The sequence below is a fragment of the Streptomyces sp. NPDC001492 genome (assembly GCF_053597275.1).
The window spans coordinates 16495-33773 of record NZ_JBSFHW010000039.1; the positions used below are offsets into that span (position 1 = coordinate 16495).

Annotated in this window: 21 protein-coding genes; 10 read left to right on the plus strand and 11 right to left on the minus strand. The window is 72.0% G+C overall.

Going from position 1 to position 17279, the window contains the following annotated elements; all coding sequences use genetic code 11:
- Positions 1-54: 54 nt before the first annotated feature.
- Entirely contained in the window at positions 55-987 is a 933-nt protein-coding gene (locus tag ACWC1K_RS37135; protein WP_450837307.1) for a CU044_5270 family protein, read from the minus strand.
- Positions 980-1606: an RNA polymerase sigma factor gene (locus ACWC1K_RS37140; RefSeq protein WP_450837379.1), complete on the minus strand. Its 627-nt coding sequence runs from the start codon at positions 1604-1606 to the stop codon at positions 980-982. The genes ACWC1K_RS37135 and ACWC1K_RS37140 overlap by 8 nt, the downstream gene beginning before the upstream one ends.
- A gap of 222 nt (positions 1607-1828) precedes the next feature.
- Here ACWC1K_RS37140 and ACWC1K_RS37145 point away from each other — a divergent pair, with 222 nt between their 5' ends.
- The 4 genes from ACWC1K_RS37145 (at position 1829) to ACWC1K_RS37160 (ending at position 6155) form a co-directional block, all read left to right on the plus strand.
- Positions 1829-3193: an FAD-dependent oxidoreductase gene (locus ACWC1K_RS37145; protein WP_450837308.1), complete on the plus strand. Its 1365-nt coding sequence runs from the start codon at positions 1829-1831 to the stop codon at positions 3191-3193.
- Between the two features lie 141 nt (positions 3194-3334).
- Positions 3335-4513: an FAD-dependent oxidoreductase gene (locus tag ACWC1K_RS37150; RefSeq protein ID WP_450837309.1), complete on the plus strand. Its 1179-nt coding sequence runs from the start codon at positions 3335-3337 to the stop codon at positions 4511-4513.
- Between the two features lie 72 nt (positions 4514-4585).
- Positions 4586-5551, plus strand: coding sequence for a DUF1152 domain-containing protein (locus tag ACWC1K_RS37155; protein ID WP_450837310.1), 966 nt, complete (start codon positions 4586-4588; stop codon positions 5549-5551).
- 112 nt (positions 5552-5663) lie between these two features.
- The gene (locus tag ACWC1K_RS37160; protein ID WP_450837311.1) at positions 5664-6155 is read left to right on the plus strand and encodes a lamin tail domain-containing protein; all 492 of its coding nucleotides are present in this window, start codon (positions 5664-5666) and stop codon (positions 6153-6155) included.
- A 43-nt stretch (positions 6156-6198) separates the two neighbouring features.
- Here the strand turns inward: ACWC1K_RS37160 and ACWC1K_RS37165 are convergent, their stop codons facing one another.
- Both ACWC1K_RS37165 and ACWC1K_RS37170 read right to left on the minus strand, forming a co-directional pair.
- Positions 6199-7200 carry a hypothetical protein gene (locus tag ACWC1K_RS37165; RefSeq protein ID WP_450837312.1) on the minus strand — a complete coding sequence of 334 codons (1002 nt, stop codon included), beginning with the start codon at positions 7198-7200 and terminating at the stop codon, positions 6199-6201.
- The gene (locus tag ACWC1K_RS37170) at positions 7197-7565 is read right to left on the minus strand and encodes a PadR family transcriptional regulator (RefSeq protein WP_450837380.1); all 369 of its coding nucleotides are present in this window, start codon (positions 7563-7565) and stop codon (positions 7197-7199) included. Before ACWC1K_RS37170 ends, ACWC1K_RS37165 begins: the two co-directional genes overlap by 4 nt.
- Before the next feature lie 304 nt (positions 7566-7869).
- Between ACWC1K_RS37170 and ACWC1K_RS37175 the strand changes: the two genes are divergently transcribed.
- On the plus strand, positions 7870-9039 hold the full coding sequence (locus ACWC1K_RS37175; protein WP_450837313.1) for a hypothetical protein: 1170 nt from the start codon (positions 7870-7872) through the stop codon (positions 9037-9039).
- Between the two features lie 119 nt (positions 9040-9158).
- On the opposite strand, the gene ACWC1K_RS37180 is transcribed toward ACWC1K_RS37175, so the two are convergent.
- Entirely contained in the window at positions 9159-10196 is a 1038-nt protein-coding gene (locus ACWC1K_RS37180; protein WP_450837314.1) for a hypothetical protein, read from the minus strand.
- 240 nt (positions 10197-10436) lie between these two features.
- Here ACWC1K_RS37180 and ACWC1K_RS37185 point away from each other — a divergent pair, with 240 nt between their 5' ends.
- The 3 genes from ACWC1K_RS37185 (at position 10437) to tgmB (ending at position 12061) form a co-directional block, all read left to right on the plus strand.
- Positions 10437-10727, plus strand: a complete 291-nt coding sequence (locus tag ACWC1K_RS37185) for a YkvA family protein (RefSeq protein WP_351482550.1) — start codon at positions 10437-10439, stop codon at positions 10725-10727.
- A gap of 132 nt (positions 10728-10859) precedes the next feature.
- Positions 10860-11051, plus strand: a complete 192-nt coding sequence (gene tgmA, locus ACWC1K_RS37190) for a putative ATP-grasp-modified RiPP (RefSeq protein ID WP_450837315.1) — start codon at positions 10860-10862, stop codon at positions 11049-11051.
- 17 nt (positions 11052-11068) lie between these two features.
- Complete coding sequence (gene tgmB, locus ACWC1K_RS37195; RefSeq protein WP_450837316.1) at positions 11069-12061, plus strand: ATP-grasp ribosomal peptide maturase; 993 nt, start codon at positions 11069-11071, stop codon at positions 12059-12061.
- A gap of 9 nt (positions 12062-12070) precedes the next feature.
- Here the strand turns inward: tgmB and ACWC1K_RS37200 are convergent, their stop codons facing one another.
- Together ACWC1K_RS37200 and ACWC1K_RS37205 are read right to left on the minus strand one after the other, a co-directional pair.
- Positions 12071-12289, minus strand: coding sequence for a hypothetical protein (locus ACWC1K_RS37200; RefSeq protein ID WP_450837381.1), 219 nt, complete (start codon positions 12287-12289; stop codon positions 12071-12073).
- 151 nt (positions 12290-12440) lie between these two features.
- Entirely contained in the window at positions 12441-12680 is a 240-nt protein-coding gene (locus tag ACWC1K_RS37205; RefSeq protein ID WP_450837317.1) for a DUF5133 domain-containing protein, read from the minus strand.
- Positions 12681-12850: 170 nt separating this feature from the next.
- Between ACWC1K_RS37205 and ACWC1K_RS37210 the strand changes: the two genes are divergently transcribed.
- On the plus strand, positions 12851-13186 hold the full coding sequence (locus ACWC1K_RS37210) for a hypothetical protein (RefSeq protein WP_351482556.1): 336 nt from the start codon (positions 12851-12853) through the stop codon (positions 13184-13186).
- Between the two features lie 31 nt (positions 13187-13217).
- Here the strand turns inward: ACWC1K_RS37210 and ACWC1K_RS37215 are convergent, their stop codons facing one another.
- Both ACWC1K_RS37215 and ACWC1K_RS37220 read right to left on the minus strand, forming a co-directional pair.
- Positions 13218-13589 carry a hypothetical protein gene (locus tag ACWC1K_RS37215; protein WP_450837385.1) on the minus strand — a complete coding sequence of 124 codons (372 nt, stop codon included), beginning with the start codon at positions 13587-13589 and terminating at the stop codon, positions 13218-13220.
- 38 nt (positions 13590-13627) lie between these two features.
- Positions 13628-14485: an aldo/keto reductase gene (locus ACWC1K_RS37220; protein ID WP_450837318.1), complete on the minus strand. Its 858-nt coding sequence runs from the start codon at positions 14483-14485 to the stop codon at positions 13628-13630.
- 259 nt (positions 14486-14744) lie between these two features.
- On the opposite strand from ACWC1K_RS37220, the gene ACWC1K_RS37225 reads away from it, so the two are divergent.
- Entirely contained in the window at positions 14745-15638 is an 894-nt protein-coding gene (locus tag ACWC1K_RS37225) for a Gfo/Idh/MocA family protein (protein ID WP_450837319.1), read from the plus strand.
- 648 nt (positions 15639-16286) lie between these two features.
- Here ACWC1K_RS37225 and ACWC1K_RS37230 read toward each other — a convergent pair.
- Positions 16287-16931: an AAA family ATPase gene (locus tag ACWC1K_RS37230; protein ID WP_450837320.1), complete on the minus strand. Its 645-nt coding sequence runs from the start codon at positions 16929-16931 to the stop codon at positions 16287-16289.
- On the minus strand, positions 16924-17253 hold the full coding sequence (locus ACWC1K_RS37235; protein WP_450837321.1) for a hypothetical protein: 330 nt from the start codon (positions 17251-17253) through the stop codon (positions 16924-16926). Before ACWC1K_RS37235 ends, ACWC1K_RS37230 begins: the two co-directional genes overlap by 8 nt.
- Between the last annotated feature and the right edge of the window lie 26 nt (positions 17254-17279).

Genomic DNA, 17279 nt, shown 5'->3' on the forward strand with positions numbered 1-17279 from the left:
CCGGTACGCGGGGCTGCCGTACCGCCCCCCGCGCGGTACGGCAGCCCGGCGGCGCTAGGGGCGCTGGCCGATGCGGTCGACGACGGCCACCTGCTGCAGCCCCCGCATCTCGTAGTACCAGTTGGCCTGCCGCCACTCGCCGTCCACCTTCTTCGGGCTGCTTCCCTTCAACCGCAGGCCCAGGTAGGCATAGGTCTTGGGGTCGAAGACGAACGAGAAGGTGATCTTCGGGTAGGAGACCCCGATGCCGCGCCGGCCGAGAGCGTCCACGTCGTGGTAGTCGAGCCGGATGCCGGGAATCTTCGCGACGGCCTCGAAGGTGGCGGCCTCCAGGCCGGGCGGCATGACGCGCGGCCCCTCCATCAGCATGCACGCGTTCATGAAGGCCATGCTGTTGGCCTCCGGCGCGTTCTTCCCCGTCCACCTGAGCAACTTGAGCAGCCTGTCCGGGTCCGTCGGCCACTTCGCCAGCTTGGCGTACTCGGTCGGCGGCCACCTCACCTCGTGCCTGCCCAGCGGCGGGTCGTGGTGGATCTTGCCGAACTCCTCGCGCCAGGAGGGCTTGGAGCCGTCCACGGAGAGCCAGCTCTCGTCCGTCCAGGTCTTGGTCCTCGCACCCTTCACATACGTCCGCGTGATGTAGGTCTTCGTGTACAGGTACTGGTCGTTGCGCGGAATCGGCAGACCGGCACCGGCCGAGCGGGACTGCCCCGCGGCCTTGTGCAGCAACTGCGCCGCGCTCAGTGTCGTCATCCGCGGAGCGTCCGTGCCCCCGTCGTCCCGGGCGGCGACGACGATGCCTCCCGTGACGGCTGCCGCGGCGGTTCCGGCGACGGCGACCCTGATCATCAGCCGCCGGGACAACGGCGTGGGGCGGCGCTCTGCCTCGACGGCGCGCCGGAGCCGGGCGCGGGCGGCCGCGCGGGCCTCGTCGGTCAACGCAGGCACGTCGGCCTGCAGCTCGCGCACTGCGGTGAGGTCATCCACGATCGGTCTCCTCGGTCTCCTCGTGCAGGGCTGTGGGATCCGAACCGCCCAGTTCCCGGCGCAGTCCGGTCCGCGCCCGGTGCAGCCGTGAGCGCACCGTTCCGACCGGCACGCCCAGGGCCTCGGCGGCCTCCGCGTAGTCGAGATCGCCCCAGGCGATCAGCAGCAGCACGTCCCGGTGCCGGGCGGGCAACGCCGCGAGGGCGCCGGCCAGTCGGCCGCGGGTGCTCTCGGCGCTGACCTTGGCGGCCACCCGGTCCGCGAGCGGCTCACCCTCGGCCGGGGAGGTGGTGGCGACGCGGGAGAGGGCCTTGAGGCGGCGGGCCTCCGCGCGCCGGTGCTGGCCGACGAGGTTGGTGACGATCCCGTACAGCCAGGGGCGTGCCTGCGGCCGCGACACGTCGTAGCGCCGCCGCTGCTGGAAGGCGATCACGAAGGTCTCGGCCATCAGGTCGTCGGCGGCCTCGGTGCCGAGGCGTCTGGCCGCGTACCGGTGGATGTCGTCGGCGTAGCGGTTGAAGAGCACCGCGAACGCGTCGGGCTCGTCCCAGGAGCGCTCGATGACCGAGGCGTCGGAGACGGAGTCGTCGGGCGGGCCAAGGGCGGGATGAACTCCGATGCTCGGCAAGGCGGTCACTGGTCGCCTTTCAGGTTCATGGACTTCCCTCGAGGTCGCGGACATGGTCGACTCTTGTTGGCCGATGCCCGTGTTCGAGTTCCCGTTTCCCGCTCATAAAATTGATTTATGAGCTCATAGAGCGGACCCGCGTACCGACTTAGGCTTGCCTTAGCTTAGGCTTCCCGTTCGAGTCGCCTGTCCTCGCTCGAAGGGAACCTGATCATGCCGCGCCCCCTGCGGGTAGCCATCGTCGGAGCCGGCCCCGCCGGGATCTACGCCGCCGACGCCCTGCTCAAGTCCGAGGTGGCCGCCGACCCCGGTGTCTCCATCGACCTCTTCGAGCGGATGCCCGCCCCGTTCGGCCTGATCCGCTACGGCGTCGCCCCCGACCACCCGCGCATCAAGGGCATCATCACGGCCCTGCACCAGGTGCTCGACAAGCCCCAGATACGCCTCTTCGGCAACGTCGACTACCCGACCGACATCAGCCTGGACGACCTGCGCGCGTTCTACGACGCCGTGATCTTCTCCACGGGTGCGACGGCCGACCGGGCCCTGCCGATCCCCGGCATCGACCTCGACGGTTCGTACGGCGCCGCCGACTTCGTGTCCTGGTACGACGGCCACCCGGACGTGCCGCGCACCTGGCCCCTGGAGGCGGAGAAGGTCGCCGTGCTCGGCGTCGGAAACGTCGCGCTCGACGTCGCCCGCATCCTCGCCAAGACGGCGGACGAGCTGCTGCCGACGGAGATCCCGCCGAACGTCTACGACGGTCTGAAGGCCAACAAGGCGCTGGAGGTCCACGTCTTCGGCCGGCGCGGCCCGGCGCAGGCGAAGTTCTCCCCGATGGAACTGCGCGAGCTGGACCACTCCCCCCACATCGAGGTCATCGTCGACCCCGAGGACATCGACTACGACGCGGGCTCGATCGAGACCCGGCGCGGCAACAAGCAGGCCGACATGGTCGCCAAGACCCTGGAGAACTGGGCGATCCGCGACGTCGGCGACCGCCCGCACAAGCTGTTCCTGCACTTCTTCGAGTCGCCCACCGAGATCCTCGGCGAGGACGGCAAGGTCGTCAGCCTGCGCACCGAGCGCACCGCCCTCGACGGCACCGGCAACGTCAAGGGCACCGGCGAGTTCAAGGACTGGGACGTCACCGCGGTCTACCGCGCGGTCGGCTATCTGTCGGACAAGCTCCCCAAGCTGCCCTGGGACCTCGACTCCGGAACCGTCCCGGACGAGGGCGGACGGGTCGTCCAGGAGTCCGGCGAGCACCTGCGGTCGACGTATGTCACCGGCTGGATCCGGCGCGGTCCGGTGGGCCTGATCGGCCACACCAAGGGCGACGCCAACGAGACGGTGGCCAACCTGCTGGACGACCACGCGAACGGCCGTCTGCAGACGCCGGGTTCACCCGAGCCCGAGGCCGTGGACGCGTTCCTCGCCGAGCGCGGCGTCCGCTTCACCACCTGGGAGGGCTGGTACAAGCTGGACGCCGCGGAGAAGGCGCTGGGCGAGCCGCAGGGCCGTGAGCGCGTGAAGATCGTCGAGCGCGAGGACATGCTCGGGGCGAGCGGCGCCTGACGCGGACGTACGCCGGTCGTGCCACGCCCCGCACGTGGCACGACCGGCGTCGGCTTCGCACGGAACCCCTGCTGTCGCTCATGCGTTCCTCCCTGTGTGCGTGCGACCGCGGGGGCCGCGCGGAGACGAGCGGGGTGGGGCGTGGCACGCGTACTGGTCATCGGCGGCGGCACAGCCGGCACGGCGACGGCTCTGGCCCTGCGCAAAGCGGGCTTCGAGGCGACCGTGCACGAGGCGCACCCCGGCTCGGCAGAGGATCTGGGCGCGTTCCTCACCCTGGCGAGCAACGGCATGCGCGCCCTCGCCCAGCTCGACGCCACCGCCGCGGTCACGGCGCTCGGCTTCCCGCTGACCTCGATGCGGGTCCTGGACGACGCGGGCGCCGAGCTGGCACAAGTACCCCTGGGCGAACCCGCCGACCCCCTGTTGCAGTACCGCTGTCTGCGCCGCGCAGACCTCACTTCGGCCCTGCAGGCGGAGGCCGCACGCCGCGGCATCGTCGTCCGGCACGGCGCCCGCCTCGCCTCCGTCCAGGACGGCGCGGACGGCGTCACCGCCCACTTCACCGACGGCAGCACCGCAACCGGCGACCTGCTGATCGGCGCCGACGGCCTGAACTCCACGCTCCGCCGGCAGATCACCCCGCAAACCCAGCCGTGCCACGCGGGCGAACGGGTCTTCTACGGCTGCACCGGCGCCGCGGACCGGTCCGGACCTCGGGCGCGCATCACCATGGTGCGCGGCAGCACGGCCGCCTTCGGCTACGCCGTCTCGCCCGACGGGGAGACGTACTGGTTCGCGCGCGTGTCCGGCGAGCCCCTGGCGGCCGACGAGATCGCGGACGGCTCACCCGCCGACTGGCGCGAACTGCTCGTCCCGCTGCTGCGCAAGGACGCCACGCCCGCCGCGGACATCGTCGCGGCCACCGGCGACGACCTCCTGGTCACCAACGCCACCGAGATACCCGCCGGCACGCCCTGGCGCTCCGGGCGGCTCCTGCTCATCGGCGACGCCGCCCACGCGGCCTCCCCGGCGACCGGTCAGGGCGCGTCCATGGCGCTGGAGGACGCGGTGATCCTCGCGAAGTGCCTGCGCGACGCACCGGACACGGACACGGCGCTCACCCTGTACGAGGACCTGCGCCGCCCGCGCGTCGAACACAACATCACCGTGAGCGGGAACATCTCCCGGGGCACGCACTCCACGTCTCCCGCCGGGCCTCGGCGCACGCCCCCCGAACGGCCCGGGGAGGACGCACTGATACGTCTGCTGGAGTGGGAGTCCGACATCCGGGAAGGACAGTCGACCCGGAACGCGTGAGCATGCCGGGCATCGCTCGGCAGCCGGAAAATGCACCGCCCCGACGTCCTCCCAGCCTGTTACCGTCCCCCGGTGTTCTCCCTCCCCGAGCCCCCTTTCTTCACCCGTCTCCGCGATACCCGGCGGGTTCTCGTCGCCGGTGCGGGCGGCGGCTTCGACGTGTACGCCGGCCTCCCACTGGCCCTCGCGCTGCGCTCGGCGGGCAAGGAGGTCCATCTGGCCAACCTGTCCTTCGCCGACCTGTACGGGCTGGACCTGGACGTGTGGCTGGAGGCGGACGTCGCGGCCATCGGGCCCGACACCGCGGCGCGGGGCGACTACTTCCCGGAGCGGACGCTCGCCCGCTGGCTGGAAGGGCAGGGCCTGCCGGCCACGGTGTACGCGTTTCCGCAGACCGGGGTGCGGCCGTTGCGCGCCGCGTACCGCGCGCTCGTCGACCACCTCGGCGGCGTGGACGCCGTGGTGCTGGTCGATGGCGGGACCGACATCCTCATGCGGGGTGACGAGCACGGACTGGGCACACCGGAGGAGGACATGGCGAGCCTGGCCGCCGTGAACGGGCTGGAGGAGATACCCCAACGGCTCGTCGCCTGCCTGGGGTTCGGGGTGGACGCCCACCACGGGGTCAACCACTCCCTGGTGCTGGAGAACCTGGCGGCGCTGGACCGGGACGGCGCCTACCTGGGCGCGTTCTCGCTGCCGCGCGAGAGCCGGGAAGGCGCCCTCTACCTCGACGCGGTCGCCCACGCCCAGCGCAGCACGGCCGAGTACCCGAGCATCGTCAACGGCTCCGTGGCGGCAGCGGTGCGCGGTGACTTCGGCGACGTCCGCTTCACGCGCCGGACGAAGGACAGCGAACTGTTCATCAACCCACTGATGGCCCTGTACTTCTGCGTGGACGCCCCCGGCCTGGCCCGCCGCAACCTCTATCTGGACCGGCTGGAGAACACCGCGCTCATGCGCCAGATCAGCTCCGCCATCGAGGAGTTCCGCGCCGGGCCGGCGCGCCGGCGGCCCCCGCGCGCCTACCCGCACTGAGTGCGGGCGGGCAACCGGACGGCACCATTTCGGTCAACTCGCTGCCCGCAGCCACGGAGTTGTATACGCTCCAGATTCTTCACGAAAAATGCACACAGGGGGGACGATCTCCATGCGTATACGTCTTGTCGCCGCCACCGCCGCCGCGGGCACGCTCGCCGTGCTCGCCGCCGTTCCGGCCCACGCCACCGAGTACCGGTCCGCGCTGAAGATCAAGGGCGTTCAGTACGACGCTCCAGGCCGCGACTCCAACAGCTGCACCACCGGGAACACGGACGAGGAGTACCTGACGATCAAGAACTACTCGTCCGGCACCACGGTGAACCTCAAGGGCTACGTGGTGAAGGACAAGGCCGGCAACAAGTTCACCTTCAGCCGCAACCACTACCTGCAGCCCGGTGACTACGTGAAGCTCCGCGGCGGCCACGGCACCGACTCCGACAGGAACAACGTCGTCTACCGCAACAACTGCAACTTCATGTGGAACAACGACAAGGACACGATCTACCTGTACAAGCCGTCCGGCAGCGGCGCCGATTCGCACGCCTACACCAAGAGCGGCAACGACCCCGACGGCAACGGCTACATCACGTTCCACGGCTGACGGAGGAGACCGGGGCCGGCAGGACGTGCCGGCCCCGCGCGGGTCAGGGCCTGGGCAGGTCCCGCCCGGCCACCGCCGTCAGCATCACGGTCAGGAGCGCGAGCGCGGCCGCCTGGCCCAGCGCCGCGCCGATGTAGGCGGCGGGGACGGGAAGGCCCAGCCACGGATACAGCGTGGCGATCCGCACCGCCAGGAGCAGCAGGCCCAGCGCGGCCAGGGACAAGGCGCCGCCGGCAGGACTCACATCCCTACGGCGACGGCGCAGCAGCAGCCAGCCGAGCGCCCCGAGGACGAAGCACGTGGCCGGCGCCCAGACCGCGTCGGGCGCGGCGGGCGGCACGACCTCGGACGCGCCCATCACCACACTGCAGGCCGCGAGGACCAGGCCGGGTGTGCCGACGGGCAGCACGGCCGCGGGGGCGTCCCGGTGGTGGGCCGCGCACAGGGCGAGCGCCGGCAGCCAGGCGAAGAGCGCGCCGGCGGTGGCGAACCACGGGTCCCACGGCACCGTTTCACTCACCAGCGGACCGGCGAACGGCCACAGCGTGGGCAGCGCGGCGAGCAGCGCCGACATCCGGGCGAGGCGCCGGCGCCCGTTCAGCAGGGCGAAGAAGGCGACCGTCCACAGCAGCGGCAGCGTCCATTCGGCGGCCTCGACCGCGCCCAGGAGCGGGCCCCGGCCGGTGAATCCCGACCGGAACATCTCCCACTCGCGCGCTCCGTGCGTCGTGGCCCAGGTCAGCTCCAGGACCCGGTCGACCAGCGCGGCGGCGGCCTGCAGCAGCACGGCGAACAGGGCGAAGTGCCGGACGGCCGACCCGAGCAGGAGGTACGGCCGGGGCGCCCCGGTGGCGGCCAGCCGGCTGCGCACGGCGAGGGCGGCGACGCTCGCCACCTCGCCCAGCGTCGGCCTGCTCTGGTCCTGGGTGTCCTGGTCGAGGTCCCACAGGTAGACCTCGACCATCTCCTCCTCCCTGTTGCGCCGGTAGTAGGCGGGCAGCAGGCGCAGCACCGTGCGGTAGCGCGTCTCGAGCAGCGTCGTCATGCCACGCCTCCTGCGAGGCCGGGACCCGCGGACGGTTTCGCAACCGCGCCGGGGGCCCTGCGCCCCTCGGCGATGCGCGACTTGGCGGCACTGGCGCCGGCCGCCATGCGCTCCGCCTCCGCGTCGAGGGCCTGCGTCCCCTCGTCGGTCAGGCGGTAGTAGCGCCGCAGCCGGCCCTCGTGCACCTCCTCGCGGTCCAGGACGATCAGCCCGTCCGCGGTGAGCCGGTCCAGCACGCCGTACAAGGTGCCGACGCGCAACTGCACGGCGCCGTCGGAGAGTTCCTCGACCTCCCGCAGAATCCCGTAGCCGTGCCGGGGCTGGTCGGCCAGGGCGGTGAGGACGAAGAACGCCGCCTGAGTCATGTTCCTCGATGCCATGCCGCCATGATATCTCGGCTTCCGATATATAGTGCAAGCACGAGTCATGCGGCGCGGCGGGACACGAACAGGACCCGCCCCTAAGCGGATGGTGGGCGGGCCCTGTTCGCGGGCGCCATTGTGGCGGGCCCGGTGCGCCGGGGATACGGGTGAACCAGGTGTCCTGGAGTGCGTTCCTCGCACCCCGAGTGCACCGCGCGCCTCCCGTGCGAGCACCCCCCGGGGGAACCCCGCCGACGCGCGGCGACGATACTGGTGGATACACGTGCCCCCGCCCTCAGATGGACTCATGCGTACTTCGCCCTCCGTCCGACCGACCCCGTCCCCCACCCTGTGGCTGGCCCGCGGCCGCCATACCGGACCCGATGCCGAAGACGTCGTACGCCGGACGCTGCACCGGCTCAAGGACGAGGGGACCATCGACGACCATCTCGAGGTGGCCGTCTCCGAGGCCTCTTCGAGCAGTTCGGACTGCGTCTTCGAGGCGCGGTGGACGGTCGCCGAGTCGGTGACCGTGCGGGCCCGGCTGGCCCTGACGCGCGATGCCGACACCGGCATGGAGTGGGTGCTGGCGGCGGAGGCGGAACGCCCGTGGGAGCAGGGGTGGCCCTCCCCCGCCACCATGTTCTGGCCCGCGGAGCCGGAGACGCCCTGGGACCACCAGCCCGGCACGGGCCTTCGCCTGCGGCAGGCCAACCACCTGCCCGCGGACGACAAGGACATCCGGCGCCTGCTCCGCAACGCCGTGCGCGGAGGCTGGCACATCAACCTCGTCGTGCACGAGGCGATGACACCCGACGAGCGCGGCCGGCTGCCGCTCGGCCCGCTGCTGCCGCCGAGCCTGCGCCATCGTGTGCTGGAGCACCGTGCCGCACCCGACCAGCTGCGCATCGTCAACCGGGTCCTGCGCGAGTTCGGGGTGCAGGTCCCGCGCGGCGGTGCCGTCCTGCTGCCCACCACGCCGGTCCCGGAAGGCTTCGACGCGGACGACTTCTCCGTACGCACCGTCTTCCTCGACGGCTCACGGCCCGGACAACTCGTCGACGCCCTGGTCCGGTTCGCCGCACTGCCGCTTCCGCTGCCGGACGGCGCCGAGGAGGTCGTCACCGCCCTGCGGGACGACTGGCGGCTGATGACGCTCGAGGAGGAGCTCGCCCACGCACGCGGGCTCGTGGCCATGTACGCCGAGGCGCTCGAGGCCATGACCAAGTCGCGGGACCTGTACCGCGAGGCCGCCGAGCGCGCACACGAGGCGCTGGCCGTCTACCGCGAGAACGGCGACGGCCCGCCCGCCCGGCCGCAGCCGCCCGCCACACCCCAGGGCTCCCCCTTCCAGCAGCTGACGCGGACGCTGGAGCGGCTCAAGGACACCGCCAAGGCGCTGCGCCCCGCGTCCGCCCCGGACGGCGGGCGGGAGCCGGACGCCGCAGTCGAGCCGCCGGACTCCTCCGGCCGCTGAGCACCTGCGCCCCGCTCCCGGGGGCGCGGGGTTTCGCCCGCGGGCGCCGAAGCGCCCGCGGTCCGGAGAACCGCGGGCGCGGGACCACGACCCCCTGCGGGTGCCGGGGAAGCGGCGCATCAGTCCAGGCGCCGCGCTGTGGCCAGAGGACGGGCAGGAGCACCCCCCAGGGCGGGAGGGCGCGCTGCCGCGCGCAGGACCAGGGCCGTCACTGCCGTCAGTGCCGCGATCACGGCGACCAGGCCCGCGAGCCAGCCCGGGGCGAGCGTGAGGTCGAGTGCCCGGAACAGCGACCGCGAGCGGAACCCGCGGTACAGCTCGGCCGCGGCAAGAAGCGCCGGCAACACGGCCGCGACCACGAGTACGGCCCGGACGGGCCGCAGGGTCACCAGTACGGCCAGCAGGGCGTACAGGATCGACACCGCGATGCCGGAGGCGTACACGTCGACATGCGTACCCGACTTGTACATCGGGAACCAGAGCAGCGCGCACAGGAAGAGCGCGGCCGCGACCAGCAGGCCCGCCCACGGCGGCTGCTCGGGGGAGCGCCGCGGCGCACCTACGGGCTGCCTCGGCATGGTGTCCCCACCGTAGGAGGGCAGGACCGTGGGGAACGGCGGAAGGCCGCTGCCTGTGCCTTCCGGGCGCCAGTCCGCCTCGCCGGCCTGCGGAAGCGAGGGCTCCGTCTTCGGCGGGGCGGGGTGGGCACCGCGGTCTGTGCTCAGCCGGCCGATGAGTTCCACAAGATCTTCCACGGACCGCGCCGCGGCAACCGCCTTCGCGGCCTCCTGTCCGAAGCGGCGCTCCGTCGACGGCAGGTGCAGCAGCGCCATCAGCCGGGTCACTTCCTCCACCGGACGGTTCTCGGCCGCCGCCCGGATGACCTCGTCCGCACTGGAAGGGTCGCGCGGTGGTTGGGTCAGCAGGGTGACCAGACGGGTGACATCCTCCACGGAGCGGTCCGTACCGACCGCGCGCAGCGCGTCGACGGTGGCTTTCGCATACTCCGGGGACTGCTCCAGCATGGTGATCAGGTTGGCGACTTCCTCCAGTGGCCGGTCCGCGATGGCGGCATGCACCAGGGCGCTGGCCGGGTCGTCGTGCGCGCCGACTATGGAGGGGTCGTAGGGACGGGGTGATGAAGAGCGGATGCTCATGACTCTCCTCCATGGAATAGACGGAACGGTTCACCTGCTCTCGCATCTCCCGGCGCGTTTTCACGACGTTGCGATGCAGTGCCATTACTAAGTGCCGCTTCCGGTCCGTGCCAGTCGGGATGGGCCACAGGTGTGAGGCCCCGCCGCGCTTCTGACGGGGTGACGGAGGACGTACGAACGCCGGAAAGGGGAATCCGAGACAAGGGGCGCGCCGTTCGGCACGCCGAATGGAGGAGGACCGTGAAATGGACCACAACGGCGATCGTGGTCGCCGTTGCCCTCGCGGCGCTCGCCCTCGCCGTGGCCGTCGCCCTGCTGGTGCGGCTGGTGCGGGCCCGGCGAGACCTGAGGCGTGCCGGGCTTCCGACCGGGCGGCGCTGGGTCTTCTGGGGTGCCGTCCTGTACTTCCTGCTGCCGACCGACCTGCTGCCCGACCCTGTCTACCTGGACGACATCGGCGTCCTTCTCCTCGCTCTGCGCAGCCTGCGCGGCCCTCTGGACGGGCCGAATCGTCACGAATCCTCCCTGTGACTACGCAGAGTAAGGAAACCAATCACTCGTTCGATTCGTATAAGTGACTGGAAGGGCAATGCAGTCGGCGGGCCGGGCGGCCCCGCGGGGAGCGGACCGCCGGGTCGGTGCTGCACTGACGAGGGAGACACGATGCAACCGTTCGCGCTCAACTACGCACGTCCGGCGGTGGAGTTGGAAGCCACGACTCCGTACGTCTACGACACCGGGCTGCAGTTGAACGTGCTCATGGACGGCCGGGTCGCCGCCGGTGACCTCGCGCTGCTCAGAGAGTTGGGGACCACCACGTCCACCGCGGGTTCCAAGACTCACTTCGACGACTGAACGCGGAACCGCCCACTATGACCGTGCTGATCCTGACCTGTGAAGAAGACGTGACCGCCGACATGGTGGTCGTGCACCTGAACGCGTCCGGGGTCCCGGTGGTCCGCCTGGACCCCGCCGACCTCCCCGGCGGTGTCGCGCTGTCCGGCGAGTACGTGCACGGCCGCTTCCGCGGCCACCTCCAGTCCGCGGGCCGCCTGGTGAGCATCGCCGGGCTGCGGTCGGTCTGGGTGCGCAGGCCGGGGGATGCGGCCGCACGGGCGACCCAGCCCTCCGCATGGCTGACCGAGGAGTCCGCCCAGGCGCTCTACGGCATGCTGCGCGGCTCGGACGCCCGCTGGATGAACCACCCCGACGCGGCCCGCCGGGCCCGGCACAAGCCGTGGCAGCTGCGGCTGGCCCAGCGCTGCGGACTACCCGTGCCGGCCACCTTGATCACGACGTTTCCGCAGGCTGCCCGGGAGTTCGCCGACCGCTATCCGGATCTGGTGGTCAAGCCCGTCTCCGGTGCGCATCCGCAGGATCCGCCCCGGGCGGTGCCGACCAGCCGGGTGGCGCCGGACACGGACTTCTCCGCCGTCGCGTTCGGACCGACCCTGCTGCAGCGGCGGGTCGGCAAGCGGGCCGACATCCGGCTGACCGCGGTGGGCGAGCGGCTGCTGGCGGCCCGCAAGGCGACTGCCGACGACCCGGACCCGGACGATCCCGGTGCGGTGGACGTGCGCTTCGCCTCGGCCGACATACCGTGGCGGGCGACCGATGTGCCGCCGCGCATCGCCGACGCCGTCCGCTCGTATCTGCGTGAGGCCGAACTGGCCTACGGCGCCTTCGACTTCGCCGAGGACGCCGACGGCACCTGGTGGTTCCTGGAGTGCAATCAGTCGGGGCAGTTCGGCTTCGTCGAGGTGGAGACGGGGCTGCCGATCGCCCGGACGATAGCCGAGTGGCTGGCCCTTCCCGCGCCGGAGCCGCAGACACGAGTCAACGGCTCCAGCAGCACCGTGTGTTGAGGGCGGCGGTCAGTGGGGCAGCGAGCCGGGCAGCAGCGCGGACCGCTGCCACCCGGCTCCCGGGGAGGCCTGGCGCTCGGGGGCGGCGGGCATGGCGCCGAAGGACTGCAGCGGCCGCATGGCGTACTCCAGTTCCCGGCTCACGCGCTCGGCCTCCCGGCGAGCCTGAGTGGGGACGTCGCCGCGCTCGGCAACGAGTCGGTCGTAGATCGGGGAATCCTGGAACACCGACGCGCCTTTCGTGTGGTGGCCCATGCACTTGGGCACGGCTGTCGAGTGTATGCGCCCCAGGATACCTGGGTGTGAATTCTCCAGGAGCACTTGACGTCGGCAGGGCGTTGTGACCGGCCCGATGTGCGTCATCCCGGCCCTCGTTGCGTCAGACGGCCAGCGACAGGCCGCCATCCCCGCCCGCGGTCCTGCGCGAGGCGAGCAGCAGGGCGTCCGCCTTCGCGATCGCGTCCTCGACGCTCGAGGCTCCCATGGTGGCGCACAGCGCGCGGCTGACGTCCGCCAACTCCCGTGCCGTCTGCGCCTTCTCACGCTCCGCCTGCGCGATGCGCAGCGACGCGTATGCGGTGAGCAACGTTCTGACGACCTTCGGGTCCGGAACGAGCACGAAGTGCCCCTCTCTGTGGTTTTCGCCTCGCCTTCCCGGTCAGGCCCGGACCAATCGCATCTTCCGCGCTGCGAGCCTCAATTGACGCAAAACCGCCGTCCGACCCGATTCCCAGCGCGCCGCGAGGCGTTGAACAGAGGGTAACCCCCTCAGCACGAACGGTGAAGCACATGAACCGCTCCGGCCGCCTCCTCTGCACCCTCTACCTCACCACCAGCGCCGAACTCGCCTGGACCACGGTCCTCGAATTCCTCCACGGTCCGCGGTGGGCCGCATGTCTGTTCGCCGCGGCGAGCCTGGTCCCGGTCATCGCCGTCGTCCGCGAGACCCTGATCCGCGACCTGCGCAGGGCCGCGGTCGTGGCGCGCCACCCGGCACGCACGGCCACCGACGAGATCGTGCGCGGTGAGCTGGACGCCGCGTGTTGCGAGCGGTGGTGGACGAGCCTCGGCATCCACCACGACTCGACCTGCCCGCACGGCATGCGCCGCAGCAGCGCCGCCTGAGGAGGCGGCCACGGGGCGCACGCACGGCGGCTCAGGCGACCCGTCCGCCGTGCAGCTGCGTGTACGCCCCGCCGCCGCGCAGGGCTTGGGATCCGTGATCAGGGCGCGGGCGACGGCCGGCCTCCCCCGGTGCCTCAAGGGCCTGGGGGCACCCCCAGGCGCTGCCCGCCCGAGAGGCGGGCGCCGCGCTCGCCGACCACGGCGTCCGGGCCGTGCGGCAGCCGGTCGACGAACTCCCGTGCGTTGGCGTCGCGCAGGCCACCAGTGCGGCGCCGGTCAGGACGAGCACGCCGACCGCCGCGATCAGGTGGCGGCGGTCGGCGCGGAACAGGTACCCGAGGGTGCGGACCGGGTGTTCGTTGCGGTAGCGGTGGTCGAGGGGCCTTTCCGACGACGACACCATCGGCGGGGTCCCCCGTGGTGACCGGGTGGCTGGCCCTGTCAGACGGCGTCGAGCTGCGCGAGTTCCTCGGCGTCCAGGGTGAGTTCCGTGGCGGCGAGGGAGTCGAGGATGGTCTCCGGGCGGCTGGCGCCGGGGATGGGAACGACCACCGGCGACTTGGCGAGCATCCAGGCCAGGCACACGCGCTGCGGGCTGACCCCGTGGGCCTCGGCGATCCGTGCGAACGGCGCGTAGGCGGAGCCCAGTTCACGGGCCCGGGAGATGCCGCCGAGCGGGCTCCAGGGCAGGAAGGCGATGCCGAGCTCGTCGCACAGTTCCAGCTCCGGCTCGCTGGAGCGGAAGGCCGGGGAGAACTGGTTCTGTACGGAGACCAGCCGGCCGCCGAGGATGTCGTTCGCCTGCCTGATCTGGTCGGGGTTGGCGTTGGAGATCCCCGCCAGCCGGATCTTGCCCTCGTCCAGGAGGTCCCGGATCGCACCCACGGATTCGGCGTACGGCACCCTCGGGTCGGGGCGGTGGAACTGGTAGAGCCCGATGGCCTCCACGCCGAGCCGGCGCAGGGACGCCTCGCACGCCTCCTTGAGGTGGCGGGGGCTGCCGTCGAGGGTCCAGCTGCCGTCGCCGGGACGCAGATGGCCGCCCTTGGTCGCGACCAGGACGTCGCTGCCACGGTCGTGGGAGGACAGGGCCTTGGCGATCAGGGTTTCGTTGTGGCCGACCTCGTGGGCGTCCCGGTGATAGGCGTCCGCGGTGTCGATGAGGGTCACGCCGGCGTCGAGGGCGGCGTGGATGGTGGCGAGGGAACGGGCCTCGTCCGGCCGTCCCTCGATCGACATGGGCATCCCGCCCAGGCCGATCGCGCTGACTTCGACGTCACCGATGCGGCGGGTCTGCATGTGCTCGTGCCCTCTTCCGGTTGTCGCGCGGTACCGAATGTCGTTCGGCCCACCGCACAGGGGGTGCGGGAAGCCGCAACGCATTCCAGCCTGACCCGCCCACGGGCCGCAGGTCCAATAGAGGAAAGAGAACGCATTCAGCAGCCGCACCGCTGAATCGCCGCCTCCGCAGGATCTGCTTGCGCAGTCGGCCGGTCGGTGTGCGACGCTCGCTGGCGACCAGTCGCCACATCGGGCGACCCAGTGGAGAGGCGGCGGCATGCGCATAGGACTTCTCGGTACCGGTCCCTGGGCGGAGATGGCGCACGCCCCCGCCCTGCACGAGCACCCGGAGCTGGAGTTCGTGGGGGTGTGGGGCCGCCGTACGGAGGCCGCGAAGCAAGTCGCCGACCGGTTCGCCGCGCGTGCCTACGACGACGTCGACGCGCTGTTCTCCGACGTGGACGCGGTCGCGGTCGCCCTGCCGCCTGCCGTGCAGGCGGAGCTCGCGGTACGGGCGGCGCGTGCGGGGTGCCATCTGCTGCTGGACAAGCCACTCGCCACGACGGTCGCGCAGGGGCGAGCCGTCGTCGACGCGGCCCAGGAGGCCGGCGTCGCCTCGGTCGTCTTCTTCACCAGCCGCTTCCTGCCCGAGACCGAGGCATGGATCACCGAACAGGCGGGAGTGGGGGGCTGGTTCACGGCTCACGCCCAGTGGCTGGGGGCGCTGTTCGGCGGTGACAGCGACAGCCCGTTCGCGAACTCGCCGTGGCGTCGGGAGAAGGGCGCGCTGTGGGACGTGGGCCCGCATGCCCTGTCCGTGCTGCTGCCGGTCCTCGGTGACGCCCGGCGGGTGATGGCCGCGGCACCCGGGCCCGGCGACACGGTCCACCTGGTCCTCGACCATGCCGGCGGCGCGTCCAGCACCCTGACGCTCAGCCTGTCGGCCCCGTCGGCAGCGGCGGGTGCCGCTCTGGAACTCCGGGGTGCGGCAGGGGTGTCGGTGCTGCCGCAGAGCGCCGAGGGGGCCGTCGCCGCGCTCGGGCACGCCGCCGACGCGCTGCTCGCCGCCGCCCGCACCGGGCGACCGCACGCCTGCGACGCCGCGTTCGGCCAGCGGGTCACCGAGATCCTCGTCGAGGCCGAGACCCTGTTGGACGGTGCCGCCGACTGACGCGGCGTCACGGACCGTCCACCACAGACTGTTTCGCCACAGCGGCGAGGACCCGCGTGCCGGCGATCGATGCGGTCGATCCGCCGGACCCTGTGGCAAATTGCCCTCGGCTGACGCGGCGTCACGGTCCGTCCGCCGCAGCGAGTTCCGCCAAGACGGCGAGGACCGGCGCGGCCGACGGCCCGCCCCCCTCCGGCAATCGGCACAAGGCCCAAGCCCTGCCGGAAAGTTGCCGCCGACCGACACGCGTCACGGACCGCCCGCCGCACCCTGCTCCGCCACCGAGGCAAGGACCGAGCCGACCAACTCACCGACGGCCGGCCCCCTCCCGCCTCGACGCGAGGCCCAAGCCCCACCGGACAGTGCCGCCGACCGACACGCCTCACGGACCGCCGGGGGCATTCTGCTTCGTCACCGTGGCAAGGACCGCGTCGACCAACTCACCGACGGCCGGCCCCCTCCCGCCTCGACGCGAGGCCCAAGCCCCACCGGACAGTGCCGCCGACCGACACGCCTCACGGACCGCCGGGGGCATTCTGCTTCGTCACCGTGGCAAGGACCGCGTCGACCAGCTCGTCGACGGCCGGCCCCCTCCCGCCTCGACGCGAGGCCCAAGCCCTACCGGACAGTGCCGCCGACCGACACGCGTCACGGACCGCCGGGGGCATTCTGCTTCGTCACCGTGGCAAGGACCGCGTCGACCAGCTCGTCGACGGTTCGCCCGGCTCCGGCATCGATGCGGTCGAGGCCCAACTTGTCGAGGGCCTCGACCATCAGGTGCTGATAGCGCTCCGTGCGGGCCAGGAAGCGGTCCATCAGCGTCCGTTCCTCGTCCGTTGCCGTCTCGTACCGGCCGCCCGCGTGCACCCGGGCGCGCAGCACGGCTTCGTCGGCCGTCAGCCACGCGGCGGCCGTGTGCGGGACGTCCAGTCCGGCGACGCGGACGGGCCACAGGGCCGAGCCCTCCAGGACGAGGCCCGCGCCGGGTCCGTCCGGGGCCGCGTGGGTCGCGATCAGTGTGCGGATGCGGGGCCACAGCCGCTCGTAGTGGGCAAGAACGGAGGTGATCAGTTCGTCGACCGTGAGCGAGCCATAGTGTTCGGCCACATGCGGGGGCACCTCCCGCTCCGGGGTTCTCCAGGGCCGACCGGGGTGACGGGCCAGCAGGTCCGTCGCCCGGTACTCGAACCCGAGACGCTCCGCCACCGCTCGTGCGACCGTCGACTTGCCCACGTTCGACGTGCCGCCGATCAGCACCACCCGCACGCCGGGCACCCCCGCGCCGCTACTCATGCTCGAACGGTTCGTCGCTCCAGCGGAACCAGGCCCGGTCGCCCTCGATGTGCAGCAGGAACTCGGGAACGGGTCCGTCCGGCGACGACAGGGTCACCCGTCTGGTGATCTCCTCGTAGGCCGTTTCCCACTCCCCCAGGTGCTCCTCGTCGTCCCGCTCGATCAGGGCGAGTTCACGGGCGAACAGATCCCGGACCTCCGCAAAGGCCGGGCCGGCGGTGAAACGGCCGGACAGCCACGGAAAGTCGGCGTCGTCGATCAGTATCTCCCCGACCGGTTCCGCGCCCGTGCGCACCCGCCAGACCTCGCCCTCGAACCCCACGCCGCGTCCCCCTCCGGCCGCCGTCG